Annotated in this window: 11 protein-coding genes; 5 read left to right on the forward strand and 6 right to left on the reverse strand. The window is 46.8% G+C overall.

Annotated elements, in window-relative coordinates; genetic code table 11:
• The first annotated feature begins 528 nt into the window (after positions 1–528).
• Together CA267_RS13415 and CA267_RS13420 are read left to right on the forward strand one after the other, a co-directional pair.
• Complete coding sequence (locus tag CA267_RS13415; protein WP_217358034.1) at positions 529–1,116, forward strand: ankyrin repeat domain-containing protein; 588 nt, start codon at positions 529–531, stop codon at positions 1,114–1,116.
• A gap of 59 nt (positions 1,117–1,175) precedes the next feature.
• Complete coding sequence (locus CA267_RS13420; protein ID WP_075610740.1) at positions 1,176–2,843, forward strand: catalase; 1,668 nt, start codon at positions 1,176–1,178, stop codon at positions 2,841–2,843.
• A 290-nt stretch (positions 2,844–3,133) separates the two neighbouring features.
• Here CA267_RS13420 and dgt read toward each other — a convergent pair whose 3' ends face one another.
• Complete coding sequence (gene dgt, locus CA267_RS13425) at positions 3,134–4,738, reverse strand: dGTPase (protein WP_075610739.1); 1,605 nt, start codon at positions 4,736–4,738, stop codon at positions 3,134–3,136.
• A 698-nt stretch (positions 4,739–5,436) separates the two neighbouring features.
• Between dgt and CA267_RS13430 the strand changes: the two genes are divergently transcribed.
• Together CA267_RS13430 and CA267_RS19245 are read left to right on the forward strand one after the other, a co-directional pair.
• Positions 5,437–6,747, forward strand: coding sequence for a tyrosine-type recombinase/integrase (locus CA267_RS13430; protein ID WP_083638608.1), 1,311 nt, complete (start codon positions 5,437–5,439; stop codon positions 6,745–6,747).
• A 269-nt stretch (positions 6,748–7,016) separates the two neighbouring features.
• Positions 7,017–7,139 carry a helix-turn-helix transcriptional regulator gene (locus CA267_RS19245; RefSeq protein ID WP_408609421.1) on the forward strand — a complete coding sequence of 41 codons (123 nt, stop codon included), beginning with the start codon at positions 7,017–7,019 and terminating at the stop codon, positions 7,137–7,139.
• Positions 7,140–7,383: 244 nt separating this feature from the next.
• Here the strand turns inward: CA267_RS19245 and CA267_RS13440 are convergent, their stop codons facing one another.
• From CA267_RS13440 to CA267_RS13460, 5 genes are all read right to left on the reverse strand, one after another.
• Positions 7,384–8,664 (reverse strand): alkaline phosphatase, encoded by a 1,281-nt coding sequence (locus tag CA267_RS13440; protein WP_075610737.1) that lies wholly within the window; start codon positions 8,662–8,664, stop codon positions 7,384–7,386.
• Between the two features lie 86 nt (positions 8,665–8,750).
• The gene (locus CA267_RS13445; RefSeq protein WP_075610736.1) at positions 8,751–9,725 is read right to left on the reverse strand and encodes an endonuclease/exonuclease/phosphatase family protein; all 975 of its coding nucleotides are present in this window, start codon (positions 9,723–9,725) and stop codon (positions 8,751–8,753) included.
• 70 nt (positions 9,726–9,795) lie between these two features.
• Positions 9,796–10,632: an endonuclease/exonuclease/phosphatase family protein gene (locus CA267_RS13450; protein ID WP_075610735.1), complete on the reverse strand. Its 837-nt coding sequence runs from the start codon at positions 10,630–10,632 to the stop codon at positions 9,796–9,798.
• A gap of 115 nt (positions 10,633–10,747) precedes the next feature.
• Entirely contained in the window at positions 10,748–13,417 is a 2,670-nt protein-coding gene (locus CA267_RS13455) for a TonB-dependent receptor (RefSeq protein ID WP_075610734.1), read from the reverse strand.
• A gap of 404 nt (positions 13,418–13,821) precedes the next feature.
• Entirely contained in the window at positions 13,822–14,958 is a 1,137-nt protein-coding gene (locus tag CA267_RS13460) for an ROK family transcriptional regulator (RefSeq protein ID WP_075610733.1), read from the reverse strand.
• A gap of 405 nt (positions 14,959–15,363) precedes the next feature.
• Here CA267_RS13460 and CA267_RS13465 point away from each other — a divergent pair, with 405 nt between their 5' ends.
• The gene (locus tag CA267_RS13465) at positions 15,364–16,983 is read left to right on the forward strand and encodes a phosphodiester glycosidase family protein (RefSeq protein WP_170669065.1); all 1,620 of its coding nucleotides are present in this window, start codon (positions 15,364–15,366) and stop codon (positions 16,981–16,983) included.
• Position 16,984: the final 1 nt, after the last annotated feature.

Consider the following 16,984-nt stretch of genomic DNA (forward strand, 5'->3'; position numbering starts at 1 on the left):
TTCTGTCCATCATCATAGCGTGTTGTCACAAACTGATTTCGAATATTGAGCGGCAAACGGCTTTTCCACCGCGCCCTTCATCGGGGTTATAAAATAGCGGTTGCTCCTATACGAACAACGCTTTTTCCAGATTATGCTCGTGTCGGCACGACCATGTTTAGGCGAATTTTTAAGGTTAGAGCAGCTTTAAGTTTCTCACATCTATTAGCTTCGGAACATACTTTAGCGTAAGAAGTCCTTTAGAAGAAACGCGATATAACGATCAAGGATATCGTAAACACGATTGAATGCGACATCACCATTACCTATCTCCTGAACTAGCACCAGCTCTTTTCATGTGTAGCACACTTACGAACAGCTATTTAGTAGAAGACAGGCAACTGCAGTTTCATGCTTATAGAGCAAATCTACGGATTTCGTGCTACCGGACAGACCACGGGCGCACTAAACAGATTGACACTATAATTAATCAAGAACATTCGATCACCCGTACACAGGATAATTGCCGACAACGGCATAGAGTACCCAATGGTACTGAACGAGTTTAGTGTCAGCGTAGCCGAGAGGCTCGGTGGCTCACGGTTCTATTTGCGAACAGAGATAGCTTCCCACGGAGAAAATATGAGTGTTCAGGAAAGGCCAGCTTCACCCCCTCAAGCGCTCGATGCCGAAACTCATGCGCTGGTAGAGGAACTGTTTCAGGTGGTGCGCGCGGGCGAAACGGCACGTATCAAAGGCTTGTTGGCTATGGGGCTGGTACCCAACCTGCGAGATAGTAAGGGCGACAGCCTGCTGATGCTGGCAAGCTATCACGGCCACGCGGAAATGGCCGACCTTCTTTTGAAACACGGCGCAGATCCTGAGCTTGCCAACGATCGCTGCCAAACGCCTTTGGCGGGCGCCGCTTTTAAGGGCGACATCGCCATGGCGCGCCTTCTTCTTCAGCATGGCGCCGATGCCAATGGTCGCATTCCCGGCGGCAAAACCCCTATAATGTTTGCTGCAATGTTTGATCGGGCGGACATGATAGATTTATTGTTGGAGCACGGAGCGGACCCATCATTTCCCGAGTTGGGGTTAAGCACGACAGCACTGGCTGGAGAGGTTCCAGTGTGATTACTGTCGGGTTAGCCACCCGTACGATTCGAAATATTATCTTCTGAAGGATTATCACTATGAAAGAACAGGACAAACGTCCGGCTAACAGAGTGTTAACCACTCGCCAAGGCCACCCAGTCACAAATAACCAGTCACAGCGCACCGTAGGTAGCCGTGGGCCGGCCACGCTGGAGAACTATCATTTTCTGGAGAAAATCAGCCATTTTGACCGCGAACGTATTCCTGAGCGGGTCGTACACGCCCGCGGCTTTGTTGCCTACGGTGAGCTCGAAGTCACCGGTAAAATAGGAGACGAGCCCGCCTCCAAATATACCCGCGCCAAGCTGTTTCAGGATGCGGGCAAGAAGACCGACCTGGCCATTCGCTTTTCCACAGTGATAGGCGGGCGAGATTCTTCGGAAGCAGCACGGGATCCTCGCGGTTTTGCTGTGAAGTTCTATACCGAGGACGGTAACTGGGATTTAGTCGGCAATAACCTGTCGATTTTCTTTATCCGCGACGCCATTAAATTCCCCGATGTCATTCATGCACTGAAGCCCGATCCGGTGACGTTCCGGCAGGAACCAAACCGGATTTTTGATTTCATGAGCCAGACACCCGAATCTATGCATATGCTCACGCATTTGTTCAGCCCGCGCGGAATTCCCGCCACCTACCGGCACATGGAAGGCTTTGGGGTAAATACCTATAAAATGGTGAACGAACAAGGCGAGACGTTTCTGGTGAAATATCACTTCCACCCAAAATGTGGCATTGCCAGTTTGACGGATATGGAAGCTGCAAAACTGCAGGGGCAGGATTTGGGGCATGCCTCTAAAGACTTGTACGAAGCCATAGAGCGCGGTGAATATCCGCAATGGGATATGTACGTGCAGATCATGGAAGACCATGAGCATCCCGAATTGGAATGGGACCCGCTGGATGACACCAAGGTCTGGCCCGAGCGCGACTTTCCTCTACGTCACGTCGGCGTGATGACGCTGAATCGCAACGTAAAAGATTTCTTCAATGAGAATGAGCAAATCGCAATGGGAACTGGCGTGCTGGTGGATGGGTTGGATTTCTCTGACGATAAAATGCTCGTCGGCCGAACCTTTTCCTATTCCGATACCCAACGTTACCGCCTGGGCGCCAACTACCTGCAGTTACCGGTGAACCAGCCCAAGAACGCACGTCAGCAAACCAACCAGACCGGCGGCCAAGGCTCCTATTACCGTGATATGGCTCCAGAGCAAAACCCCCACGTAAACTACGAGCCATCAATTCACAACGGACTGAACGAGGCGCAGCACGAGCAGCCATTCCAGCCCCCGGAAATTACCGGCCGGCTAACACGCAGTGTGCTGGAGCGCCGCAACGACTACCAACAAGCGCGAGCTCGCTACGAAACAATGATGGACTGGGAGCGCGACGATCTGGTCAACAACATGGGCAACATGCTCAGTCAGTGCGAAAGGGATGTTCAGGAGCGCATGCTCTGGCACTTCTTATTGGTGCACGACGACTATGGCAACCGCGTAGGTGAAAAGCTCGGCCTTACCGCTGACGATGTGCGCAATCTGGAGCCACTGCCAAAACAGGTTCTGACAGATGACGATAAGCGCCGCCTGCAACACCTTGGTGCTAATGGCGATGGCTTCAATTCAGAGGTTTGGGGTCAGTGGACAAGCTCTGTTAACAACCGTATGGTCACTGCAGAAGAGGTGATGAGCGGTAAGCTTTAGGGCCGGCGATAGCGGCAATATAGACGGGCGGCGAGCTGAATCAGGCTGCCGCCCACTTTCGTTTCGGGGATGCACCAAATCCCGTCGCCTCTCCCAATACCTGACATATCAACCGAAAACGGGGGCAATTTTGTTCCGCGGCATCCTTTTCAGTACGTCATCAACGCAGGAGATGCGGGATATGTGGTACCAAAATTCAATTTACTGTTCCCCCTATTAAGCGGCGATGCTAATGGAAGCCTTGAATAAATCAACTTCAACTTTTTAGCATCATGTCATGCATTAGGCGGTTAAAACGTCTCCAGCGCCATCAGCTCGCGGTATTCGTCAAGGGCATACTGGTCAGTCATTCCACTGACCAGATCTTGGATGAGACGACAGCGATAGTAGTATTCCATCACCCGCTCCGAATCAAACCGTTGTATATTTTTCTGCTCCGGCGCCAATGCTTCCCGATACGCACGCAGATGCTTCTGAGGTAATTTCTTGCACATTCGGGAGAGAAGCACCGGAACCTTTTTATCGTTATTCAGGGCTTTTTCAAATGTTTCTCTGGTCGCTTCGAGCAGGGGCCTATACCTGTCCAGCAGTCCTGTTATGACCGTATAACCCTTGAGTTCATTCGCTTCTACTTCTGGGTGGCAAAACACATGCTTAAAGGCAGTATCTTTCATGGCTTTCGCCAGACGACCATAAGCGGAATCATCTTCAAGCACATGTTTATCGTAGCTGCCCTCCAGAATCCGAGGGAGATGCTGGAAGAGTGTATCGGCCGCATGGGAGACAAGTGCACTTACGAAATTCGCCCGCATGGCAACAAAGAATTGAGAAGCATCCTCCTTGTCATAGTTAGACCAATTCTTGCTACTGCCTAGTAAAGTTTCCATGGCTTTGCATTCTGGTACCTCTTTCCAGCCGACTTTCACAGTTGAGCAGGTACAGTCCGTGTCGCAGGCTTCATAGTGCTTTCGGAAATTTTCATTAAGCAAAACCTGAAGCTGACCGAATGTCATCAAATTTTTGTCGACAGCATCTTCTAAATCGGCGATACAGTATGAAATGTCATCAGCAGCCTCCATTATGTAAGCTATGGGATGACGATGCCATTGCTTCAGCTTGTGAAAGCTAAGTATCTTGTCAATCGGTATTTTCTCACTGTAATAAAAACCGACTTTTTTGCGTTTGTAATAATGGGGCTCCGACTTTTCTTCCGGCTCCTTCTCGTTTCCGCAGCGTGTATATTTCAGCACCGAAGCAATTTGAGTTTTGGTAAGATTCAGTTTCTGAAGATGTGTTATCAGCCTTATACCCTGAGCGTTCCCCTCAAAATGAATAATGTCATTCAGCAACGCCTTTGAGAGTGACTCGGGCTCTGACGCATGCTCATCTTCGCTTCCTTCCTCATCCGCTGCTTTGAGAGCCTTCTTGCTGCACGCTACTATAGCGCTATCAAACCAATCCTGAATGGCTCTTTCACCGAAGTGACCAAAAGGAGGATTGCCCACATCATGCATTAAGCACGACATTTCCACGAGGCTTTCCAATGCCTGCTCAAGTCCTTCAATATCCTGCGAATATAGCGGCTCCGTTTGCAGTAGCGTTATCAGTTTCCGTGCAATGAAGCGCCCCACCTGCATCACTTCCAAACTGTGAGTAAGACGGCTTCTTACTGCAGCGTTGCGTTCCAGTGGAAATACTTGAGTTTTTTGCTGCAGACGGCGTACGGCAGCAGAATTTATTATGCGACCTCGATCACTCTCACACTGAAAAGTAATTGTGTTGTTCAAGGAAGCTCTGTCCGGGCCTGAAACTTCTGCGGGAAATGAGGGGTTGGTGTGTTCGCTCTTTCGTTCGTAAAAGCGTTTATGGGATATTTTCGAAGAAAAACCAGCCATTAATTACCCTCAGTCCAGATAACACGTGCACCACTCATCAAGGGAGGAAGATTAGGGATCTACTCCTTGAAAGTTATTATCACAGTTGCAAAACAACAGGCCCTGGTATTTTGTCACGAGTTACAAGCAGTTAATGAAAACTACGATACCAGATTAAGACCTGTTTATCCTACATTTTCAGTTATCCGGATGAGTGGGAAGCGTGGAGACTAATTCTATGAACTGCAACACAATGTATTCCATCGGGGGGAAAGCAGATAAATATAGACGGGCTGGTACCAATCTCGCGTTAAGTATTAACCTAAGCTTGAATTCATTTGCACATGGTTGTGTACATCCACCAATGATGTGCGATAAATGTGCGACAGGAAATCACGTGAAACGTTGAAGATCCTGAAAAATATTTTAACTTGCTGATTATTAATAGTAAAAAATGGTGGCCCCACCCTGACTTGAACAGGGGACCTGCCGATTATGAGTCGTAAGCTCAGGTGGAGTAAAAAATCTTAAAAATATAGGATAAAGCGCTTAATATCAACATCATACCGTTGCGAATTCATTTCATTGAATTTCAAAAACTATCTCTCTATCTTCTTCAGTGCTATAGTTAAGCCTCTTCAAGGGACTCTTCATCGGAAAAGCCAGTAATCGAAAGTTGGCGGTGGATCTGTTTCCCCCAAGTTGCTGAGGCGGTAGTAGTGATAGAAAAAGCTCAACATATTGAAGCGGCAATACGCGCTTTCAAAACAGGTAATTCTAAACACCGTCAGCAGGATATTACGGTTGTTTGCAACGATTTAATTCGTGGAATGGGTACATTGGTGCTCCAGGTAAGTACTACGGGTTCTGCGACATTTCGTTATATTCAGAAAGTAGCTGGGAAACGAAGTTATAGTGTTATTGGTACATATTCCAAGAATGGGCGTGGTGGAATCACGTTGGCTCAAGCGCGTCAAGTAGCCTTGGAATATGGCGCTTTGGCAAAGCGAGGTATCAATGTAAAAGAACATCTGAGTAACGAAAGGGATAAGCAGGAAACGCTGAAAAGATTGGAGGCAGACCAATTGCGGAGTGGGAGTTTCGGTCAGTTGATTGATTCATACATTACCACAATGCAAGTAGAGGGAAAACGAACATGGCATCGGGTATTAGCGTCCATTGAGAAAGATGTTTATCCTCTAATTTCCCCGGAACAGAAAGCAGCTACCGTTACAGATACTCAGATCATTCAAGTACTAGCAAAAATGATTGACAGAGGCGCTGACACCCAAGCGAACAGAGTAAGATCTTACTTGCACACCGCGTTTCGAAATGGCTTGAAGCACGACAAAGATCCGGCAAAACAACATACGTCGGTATTATTTGCGTTACAGGGTAATCCGGTCGCTGGTGTCCCCAGACAAGGGGGAGCGGAGCGCGTGGGTAACCGGCATCTGGATAAATTGGAACTCAAAAAACTACTGGAGTTACTCGATAGATGTTCGGGCATCAGCATGTGGTCAGCGAACATTATTAAGCTTTGCATTTTTACGGGTGGGCAGCGTCCTTATGAAATTGTCACTTTAAAGCCGGGATGTGTGGACTTTGGCTACAGCTTGATCGAAGTCAGTGAGAATTACAGCAAGAACAAGACTAGCCATCTTATCCCTCTTACGAATAGTGCATTGAGTATTGTTCAGTGGTTCTACGAGCGGAGCCTTAACTACGACGCTGACTTTTTGATCTACAAAGGGACAAATCTCACTGAGCATTATCGAACAGACTCGCTAAGTACGGCCATCAGCCGGTTTTGCGCTGCTAACGATTTTGCTCACTTTACCCCTCGCGATATCAGACGCACTGTTAAAACATTGATGGGCTCGATCGGCTTGTCGAAAGAAATCAGAGATCGTATCCAAAATCACGCGTTTGGTGATACATCAAGTAAACACTATGATCGCTGGGAATATTTACCGGAAAAACGAGCGGCTTTGGAAAAATGGGAGAAGTGGTATTTAAGTCTGCGCTAAAAAGGAGCAGGCAGTCAGTAAATCGAAGCTGTATGTTGCCAATAAGTACATGAATTGAGAAAAAATGACAAATAAATCCCTTAGAAATAAGGGGTTTCATGTAGATTAAAAATTATTTATTGACTGCAAAATTTTTCGGCTCCAAATCCACTACTATAAGAAAGAACGGGTAACCCCAGAATGGATTAAGTAGTCTCAAGGAGCCACAAATGAAGCCGGATCTCTATCCTTCTGAACAAAAAACTGTTTTAACCGCAACCGAGTTGATGATGTTACTTTCGATCAGCTCCACCACTCTTTGGAGACACGTAAAGAGCGGGGAACTTCCTCCACCAAAATACGTGGGTAAATCCAGGTACTGGCGCTACGAAGACATATTACGGTTCGTCTAACCTGGCGGTTGAATAGCCGCTATAGGCGTATCGCAGCGTTACCGACTTCGCGTTGAGGAGAACGCGGGTATCCATTCCACTCCGTTTCGCCAGTAAATGATCAACCTAATCCCTTCGCTGATTGCGTGAGGTCCTATGTCCTTGACGCAGAATCAGCCAAAAAGGTGGTAGTTCGCAACTGACGCCATGCTACTAAAAAATGTAATTTTTTTCGGCGGGACGCTATTGCGTCCCTTCTTATTCTTTACGACGAAGTTCGACGGTCCAGTAAGTCGAAAATATGCTTTGCAATATCGGTGTTGTCAATCTGGCCTGTAAAGAGCTGGCTCTGTTTACCAAAGGCGAAAACTTCAACGTCTGTGCCGGTATGTCCGGTAGTGGTCCAGCCGGTATTCGTTCGCTTGTCTATGATGTATTTTAGTACTTTTTCTACTTCCTCTACAGAAAGTAATTTAACTTGCTCAAGTTGAGCTGTTTCTTGCGCATTTAACGTAAAGCCGAGTTTATCGCTGACATATGATTCAACATCTGCGGCTTTAACCAAGTCCTTAGAAATAGCAGTAACAGAAGCGCTTATTCTGTGCAAAGGGGCCGGGTCCCAATGATATTCCCCGTCGGCACCAATCGTTAACCCTCCGGTATTGTGGTCTGCGGTTAATATCACGAGCGTGTCGGGGTGCGCTGCCACATAGCTTTGGAGATAATCCAGCGTTTGAGCGAGATCATCCATTTCGGCAACCACTGAGGCAATATCATTACTATGACCTGCCCAGTCAACCTGACTTGCTTCTACCAGTAAAAAAAATCCGTTGGGATTCTCTAAAAAGCGAATAGCGTGTTTGGTTAAAAACGCAAGACGATCATCCTTGGGATCATCAAGTGCAGGTGGTAATCCCACTTCTGCGAACAAACCCAATACATTACTGCCCTCGTCAATTTTTAACAAATCATCGTATTGTTCTGCAAACTCATAACCGGCGTTGATGAATTCAGCAGTTACATCCCTGTCTTCTCGATTAAAGTACCGCGTTCCACCACCCAGCATAACATCAGCTATTAATTGATTATCGACACGGCTATCGAAAAAACTATCCGCTATTTGCGGATAGTTTTGTCTGCTTTCATTATGCGCAATATAAGCGGCAGGAGTGGCGTGATTAATTTGAGAAGTTACGGCTAAGCCAGTGCGTAAACCCAGGGTTTTTGCGCGTTGTAGCACTGATTCAACGGGTTGCTTGTTGACGTCCACGCCTATGGCACCGTTGTAAGTTTTTATACCGGTCGCTAGCGCGGTCGCTGCGGCTGCGGAATCTGTTACATACCCAGACTCGGATGCCGGGTAGGTTGATGCATTTCCAACAAAGATGTCGTCAAATATTACCGGCTCAACCATATCGGTGTTCGGATCATCAGAAAAGTTGCGGTAAGCCGTGGTATAGGCGGGGCCCATACCATCTGCGATAACCATAATAATATTTCGTGGAAATTGCCTCGCTTCTTCTGTGTTTTGTTGTGGCTTAGCCATTGCTGAGGAACAGTTTGCTACGGCTAGGAAGAGTAAAAGCAAAAATCGTTTCATTGTTACATCCCAATGCGTTACTGAGCTGGTGATTACCAGCTCAGGGTTGCGTTTAATGAAAAGTGATCAGTCAGCAAGCAGCTATTGTCGACGAATGGTCGATCCAGTTGCAGGCTTGTGGTGAAAGCGGTGTTCGCGCTACGCAGGAAGATGTAATCCATGCGAGCGTAATTTGCTCCGGTTGCTTTAAATGAGCATGTATTGTTGTTCCAGCAAGCGCCCGCGTAACTGCCTAACTCGCTAAATCCAGAGTTATCTAAAGCATTAACCATATCCTGGTAGGCTTGTTGGTGGTCAGCACCATTACATAACCCTCCTGAAGGGCATAACGTCTTGTGTAATCCATCACGGTAAATATTGAAGTCTCCGGCAATAACGACATTTACCGTCGGATCAAGTGTGTCAACATAATTGAGTACTTCATCAAGCTGTTGCTGTGCTACCAGCGGATCGCCCGCTGTAAAATGTGTATTAATCACCCAAAACCATTCACCATCGGCGTTAACTTTGACGGACTGGTAGACTTGATTGTGTGGATCGTCATTAACCTGGTGGAAACGGGTGGTGGACTTCTGTAAAGAGGCGCTCGAAAGTGTGGCAATACCATACTGACCATTACGGTAAGGAATACCTGAAAAATGGCTGGTCCATTGCCAATTATATATTCCGTTAGACTGCATATATTGGTTGAGGTGGTTGGCAAAATATTCTGGCATATTCCAGCCAATGTTGCGTTGAGTGAGTACATCTACTTCTTGTAGCAGTAAAAGACTTTGGTCACTACCGTAACTGTAATTATCCACGGCTATCTGACCCAGGTAACGACGCAATCCCACTATGGTGAGATCATTGTTGCTACCAAACTGACTGTGGGTGCAAAGACCCTGGTAATTCAAACCTTTTGTACCTGCTCCTATGTTGAGACTGGTAATCGACAGTTCACCGGCTTGTGCATTAATGCTAACGCAGCCAAACAGGGCTAATAATATAAACAGATAACGCTTCATTTCCTTCTCCTTAACGGATTTCCCACTGACACTCAGCTTTTTAGGAAGTTATAGGTTCTCGAAAGTATTGCTATTGATTGAGGTATTCCAATTCCACTACATAAGGGCGATGGTCGGACAGATTGGGGAAGGCCAGAACTTCAGTGCTGAGCACCCGCCAGCTATCCTTTGGATAAAATGCGACATAATCAATTTTTTTGGTGGGGTTTGATGCCGGGAAAGTCAGATTCGTGCCCTCCGGATCCGATAATTGCCAGGTTTGGCTTAGAACCTTGATGCTTTCACTGCCGAGTACAGCATTGAGATCGCCGGCCAGAACAGCTGGACGCTGATTGTCAGTTGCCAGGGTGTTAAGCTGATATGCTGAGTCTACGCGGGCAAGTCTTTCCCAGGCATCAAAGTGAGCACTATATAAATCCACCTGAATATCACTGGGAATTGTGATTGTTCCCTTGGCTGCGCTGCGAGGCTCTCCACCTTCCGCTAATTGAAGGGTAGTTGTTTCAACGAAAGAGGTCTTACTAAGCAGTGCATTACCGTAATGTCCATTGTCGTATTCCATAGCAGGACCAAAGCTGGCTTCATAGCCGGTCAGATTAGCCAAAATAGCGACCATGTCGAGACCGCCACTGCGGTCGGTGTTCATGTCGACTTCCTGTAAGGCAACGATATCGGGGGCGGCAAGCTCAATTAATTTGGCAATAGATTCAAGGTTTATCTCGCCATCGGCGTTACGACCCGCCTGGATGTTAAACGCCATGATCTTCAAAGCCATCTTACTTTCAGTTGGCGGCTCCTCTTTTACAGGCGGCGATATATCACTACTGCTGTCATCGGAATCGCATCCTGCCAAAAGCAACAGCCCCATTAAAAAGGCGGCAATAGCAGGTAACTTTTTTATGTTCATAGTTGAGCTCTCTTAATACAGACGCGCTTGCTCTTACTGCGTGAAAAAAGTAAAAGCAGCGGCAAGACTGATACTGCCGCATACCCGCAAGGAGTATGCGGCTTGTAGTCGTTAATCAGAACTTATAGGTAATACCTACTTTGTAGTTGCGGCCTTCATTACGATAGCGGTATAAAGCGCCGTCTGGCCTTACGTCGGTGAAATCTTCAGAAGTTAAATTGGTGCCTGATGCATACAGTTCCAGGTTGTCGTTTACAAAGTAGCGGACCTTTGCAGACAAATCGGTTCGGGACAGGCGAATAAGATCATTGGCTTCATTGGCGACATCAAAGCCAACGGGTTTTTCGCCGGTATAGGAGTAAATAATTCTGGCATCAAAAAGCTCACCGGAATAGTAAACAGCTACGTTCGCCAGTTTTTCTGGTTGAGTGAGCAGGAAGCCCGGGTCCTGACGGCTTGAAGAGTCAGGTACTTTAAAATCACCAGACATCAGCGTGCCGTTAATATTTACCCCCAGGTTGTCCCATGGAGCCGGTAAAAAGGTCAGCTCTTTCATTACATTAAGTTCGAAGCCGGAGAGACGTGCGCTTTGGGAGTTCACTTTCTGGGAAATCGTCATGTCATAGACCTGACCATCTATAGTAAGTTCGTCCATCTCACGCAGTGTGATGATTTCGTCTTTAATATCTTTGTAGAAATAGCCTGCGGAGATAAGCCCGTCGGTAATGACCCAATCAGCATAAACATCATAGTTGTTAGATGAGCGGGGTTTTAAGTCAGGATTAGAGCGAGTAATCGAGCCCACGCCCGTTTCACTCAAGTCCAGCACCTCGCCTAGAGGGGCAAGATCAACATAGTCTGGACGAGCAATGGTTTTGCTATAAGTAGCGCTAAGCCGCAGATCATCCGTTAGATGATAATTAATGCCAGCTGAGGGCAGCAGTTTAGCGTAATCATTACTCAGAGAGGATGCTATCCAATCGCCGTTTTCCAAACGGTACCCTGTTCCGGAATAGTCAGTGTCCTCATATCGCAGGCCGGCGTGGGCAAAAAAATCATCACTATTGTACTCAGCTTTTGCATATGCACTGCTGATGGTCTCATCAAGCGTGTAGTCACTTGAGTAGTCATTGCTGTCGGAGGTCATCAGGGTGAACAAATTGGCATCCGACACGTGAGAGCTGATTAAACTGTTACGTAAACCGAGATCTCCAAACATCGCGCGCCTGTTTGAGTTCATACCGGGATAGGGCACATTAGGCGGATCCACATAGATAGTCGCTAGGGTAAACTGTTCAGCGCCCGCATCAGTAGTACGGTATTCGTGTTTATTGTAATCGTAGCTGCGATCAGAAGTGGTGTATTTTGCACCAACCTTAAAGCCAAGTCCGTCCGCGACTTTACCTGTGTTCCAACTGTAGTTTAATGCTAAGTCAATCATGTCAGCATCAGTTTCGCGCGGATTATACTGATCGTTTTGCAGATGGTATTTTTCGGGCGCATAAAAGGTATCGAGGGTCTGTCCATCGGTTTCTACCAATCCAATGGTTGGCAAACTGGGGTTGGATTTATCGTAGAAAAAAGTCGCCCGTTCCGGAGTATGGAAAAAGAGACTATAACGGTCCAATCGGCTTTCCGTTGCCTTAGAGTAGCTACCTTTTACTTCTAAAAATCCCAGGTCCCCAATGAGCTTTTCGTATCCCGCCTGGATAAACCCCATATCTGAATCAGTGTTAATGGTGGCGATCTCGGCAAAGTGTGCGCCGCCGTATACGCCATCTTCGGTGCTTTCATCGACGGTGACATAACCGGTATTTTCATCGATTGGATCAATGCTGTAGGTCCCGGACGTGATCCGCTCGTCAGACTTGTAATGGTATTTGGTAAACTCAGTTTTATTAAACCCGGCAGCCAGCCAGAGCGTGGTGGATTCATCTAATAAATAATCAACAGTTGTGCTGAGGTTAACGCGTTCAATGTCGGTGGTTTCGAAGGCTAATCTATACTCACGGGGAATGGTAATGCCATCAATCGTTGTGCTGCGTGAACGCGGCAAAGTCGATGGTTGCGAGCGCGCCCTTTGATTATATGATGCAGAAACGGAAACGCCGAGCTTTTCTGTTAACTTAGAAGCATAGGTTAAATCAATATTGAACGGCAGCTTACGGTCTTCTACAGATTCATCGATTTCAGCAAATCCGACACCTCCTGTTGCGATGAATATCGGTTTGTCAAACTCTGAACCACGGCGAGATACAAAGTTAGTTACCCCGCCGATGGAACCACCCTGGTCACTGGCGGTGAACGTTTTGAAGACCTCGATACGCTTAGCCAGATTGCTTGGAAACAGATCAAAATACTGAGAACGGCTGCTCGCATTGGGGGTTGCAACATTCAGATCGTTTAAAGTGGTTAAGTTCCAATCTGGATTGATACCGCGAATGGTAACAAATCTGTTTGTAATCGTTTCACCGTTCCCCTGGATAGTAATCGCGGGGAGGGAAGTAAGTGTCTCTGCGGCATTTTCGCCGGCAAATGATGCAGCCTCGTCTTCACTAATTGAATCGACAAACTTGTCAGTCGACAGTTTGGTTGCAATGGCTTTTGTGGTTTGCAAGCGACTACCCACCACATTAATTTTTTCCACCGTCTCCTGATCAGCTTGTACTGGATTCTCGCTTGACGTTTGAGCCTCGGCCGTAAAAGCAAGGCTGACGAGCAACGCACATAACGTTGGCTTGAACTGTGGTGACGCAGGGATCCTGGACGGATTAGATGCTTTCATCGTGTATTCCTCTACAGATTTGTTTTATAGCTATTGTGATTTATTACCGCAGCGGTATTTAATTAAAAGTATGTGACATTAAGATTAAAATTACACCATTTTTTGGTGAAAAAGTTGTAACTATCTGATTGTAAAAGTAATAAAGCCTATTTTTTGAGCTATTATTTCGGTTTTAGAGGTTTTTTTATTACGGGGAAACAATATTTTTGTGGTTTTTAAATTTTGCTAGGGGATTTAATGGGGGCTGGAGAGTTTGGCTGTGGTGAGGCCGTACATGTGAGGCGATGTCGAGCTTGTTGTGTTAGTTCGGTAGCGGCTGGAAACTGTAGGCGCAAATGGGGTGAGTCAGTTTAGATAAGGTGACGGAGAACGTTTAGTTAATCTTGCTAAACGGTTTCTCACAGTTACCGATTGAAGAAGTAAAACGCGGGAATAGAAGTCACGCCAAGCTCCAGTATATTGCTGCCTCCCGATACGTAGATTGTGGGCTTGGGTGCAGTCAGGCCGCCAAAGGATGGTGCGGCAATGTGAATATTCTCCGACAATTTTTTCTGTAGCGCGTCAGGTAATCTGCCGGCAAAGATAATGGCTTCGGGATCCAACAGACTTTGAATTGCCTTCAAGGGGTATTTCATCGATTCAACACAGGACATCGTCCAGGATTCGATGATTGGGTCACCTTTTGCAATGGCTTTTTCAATATCACCATAATCTGTCGGCTGCGCGGCCGCATCGCTGTAATATTGTTGCAAGGAACCAATAGTAGGTCGTGGCATACTTGCATTTGAGTTAAACAAAGCCGCTATTTCCCCAGCGTTCCCATAAGCTCCGTCTACTAACTGCCCATTAAATACAAACCCACCACCAACATCCAGCGTGAACAATAATAGGAAGAAACTCTGAAATGTTGCCCCCTCTTGGGTTTGGGAAAAGCCGATAGACGCTGCGTTACCATCATTTTCCACAAAACAGGGGCAATTGAAACGCTCAGCGAACATAGCCTGGAAATTAATTTGTGACCATCCGACAGGGTCCTGTTGAGAACAAATTTGTCCTTCAATATTCATAAAAAAACCGGAGATCGAGACGCCAATACCTAGTACTGTGATCGAATCTTCGATGGTTGCGAATAGTTTTTCGAGCATGTCTTGAGCTAACTTTGTAGCCCTGGCGGCAGATAAAAAAGTACCGTGTTCGGTAAATTTCAGAATATTTTTACAATTGAAGTCATCCAGTACAACGGTTATGCGGTCGTGTTCAAACACCACACCCACACAGCAAAAGCGCTTCTCTGTGATGGTAAGGTAAATCGCAGGCTGGCCCCGATGTCCTTCAACTCTGGAATGCTCTGAAATAAGATCTAGTTGCATCAGTTGCTTGGTTAGACGCGTCAGCGATTGGGTAGACAGCCCGGTCTCTTTAGCAATTTGTGCTCGAGTCGCTTTTTTATTACGGCGAATAATTTCCAGCACCCGCTTATGGCTGCTGTTAAGTTCCGACTCGAGTCCGGAAATAGGCGTGTTACGAGGTTGGTGATGCAATTGAAGATCCTCTTGTTACGGCAAACTAGCTGCCTTCCTTGTCTTCTTAATTTAGCAACAGAGAGGTTTACAATCCACAGGTAAATCTTCCTATCTAAGTATTGCTTCGGTATTTATTTTTGGACTCTCGTTTCTTCTCTAAAACTTAATTGCCTTAAAATCAAACTCTTATGACATTTATGTGAAAACTTAAGTATCGAAACGGTATAAAAACGATTGACTTAACTCAACTGCTCGCCTAGATTAAGTACCGCGGTGGTACTTAACTGGATTTTTAGCAAGTTTTTTCTGATTCCGGAATCATGCAACACGCGTTGAGCAGAGGCTGCCTCTTAACCGCGTTTGTATTTTCGTTTTTTCTCGCAGTAGAGTTGGTTCTCCTCTGCACTGATGATGAGAGTAGATATGTTCTATAAAATGCCCGCAGTTATTGTGCTGGCACTTGCGGCGGCGATTCCTGTGTTTGCGAAGGACTTTGGATTGCCTGACAGCTTAGCTGGATTCAGCCTGACGGAATCGGATCGCATTCAACTGCATCCCGGTCTGGTGTTTTATTCACTCAGCCACTCTAGCGGTAATGATCAGTATGTTCTTTCCGGGCCTCTGACTTCAATGCAGGACGCGAGTCACCAGATGGTGCAAGTCAATGCTGTGCTAGATACCAACAAGGACAGTGTCTTTGAGGCAGAGGTAGAAAACGCCGGTGCCATTGGCAAAGACAATTTTGATGTTGGTTACAGATTAGTAGTAAGTGGTTTTGCAAACCCCGTGGTGGCGCAGCAGGTACTGCACGATCTGGGGGAGCATGCGAATAAATTCACCATACATCATCATTCTTCTTTCCCCGGAACGCCTGCTAACCAGCAGCTCAGTGTACTGGAAGTCATCCCCGAGAAGTTTCGCGGAAGCGTACAGATGAAGTTGGCTAAAGATCAGGTTGAAGGGGTCGAAGTGGTATCAGAAATGGTGGCGCGTACATCTGCTGTGGCAGGAGTTAACGGTGGCTTTTTTGTTTATAAAAAAGCACTTGGGGTCATTGGCGACCCTGCTGGTCTGGCGATTATTAATGGTCAGCTAATCAGCGAAGCAGTCGCCCATCGTCCAGCATTGCTAATTCAACAAGAACCGCAATTACGTTTTGAAGTGCTACCTGATGTAACTACTCAATTGCGCTTGCAGGCAGAGGGTCGCTCACTACCTGTAAATGGCATCAACAGGGAGCCCGGCAAAGTATTTAACTGCGGATTTTACAAAGAGGCGTCTTTGGTTTCATCAGCCCACGACACCGTGTGTCACAGCCTGGATGAAATAGTAGTACTTACTTCTGATTATGGTCAGTTACCAGACTTATCACCTTTGGCAGCAATGGCATATATCGATCATGCGGGGCAAATAAAACCAGTTTCAACTTTTGAAAAAAAAGCACTACCTGAAAAGCATCTTTTAGTTATTGCTACCGGAGATAAACGCCAGGCTTTAACCAGGTTCACCGCCAGCAGCGACAGCGCAACAATGGAATTCGAGGTGTTCAGTAATGGTGAGCTGGTAACTATCGACGCCGGTACATCGCTAATAAACGGCGGGCCGACGCTCCTATTGAACGGGGCAAAACCAGTTGATCTTTGGCAGCAGGAGGGTTGGTCTCCCTTACATGCAGAGGGTGTTCTAAGCCAGGATGAAAAAGACGATATTGCATCCGACCCGGTTGCCAGAGGCAAGAGGGCAGTATTTTTCGATGGTTGGGTAAATAAACGTCATCCAAGAACCGCGGTGGGCATAGCGCCTGACGGGACTGCATATTTTGTAGTCGCTTACGGTCGGGATCCAACAAAAAGCGCTGGGTTAACCATATATGAAATGGCGCAGGTACTTTCTGACTTAGGAGCCGTCCGGGCAATCAACCTGGATGGTGGAGGTTCAAGCGTGATGATTGTAAATGGAAAAGCGACCGGCATGCCCTCGGATCGCAGCGGTGAGCGGGCGGTCGCAGATGCACTGCTTGTTTTGCCGCCTTCAGAAGATTAAC

It is taken from the genome of Alteromonas pelagimontana, from assembly GCF_002499975.2.
In the GTDB taxonomy this organism is placed as follows: domain Bacteria; phylum Pseudomonadota; class Gammaproteobacteria; order Enterobacterales; family Alteromonadaceae; genus Alteromonas; species Alteromonas pelagimontana.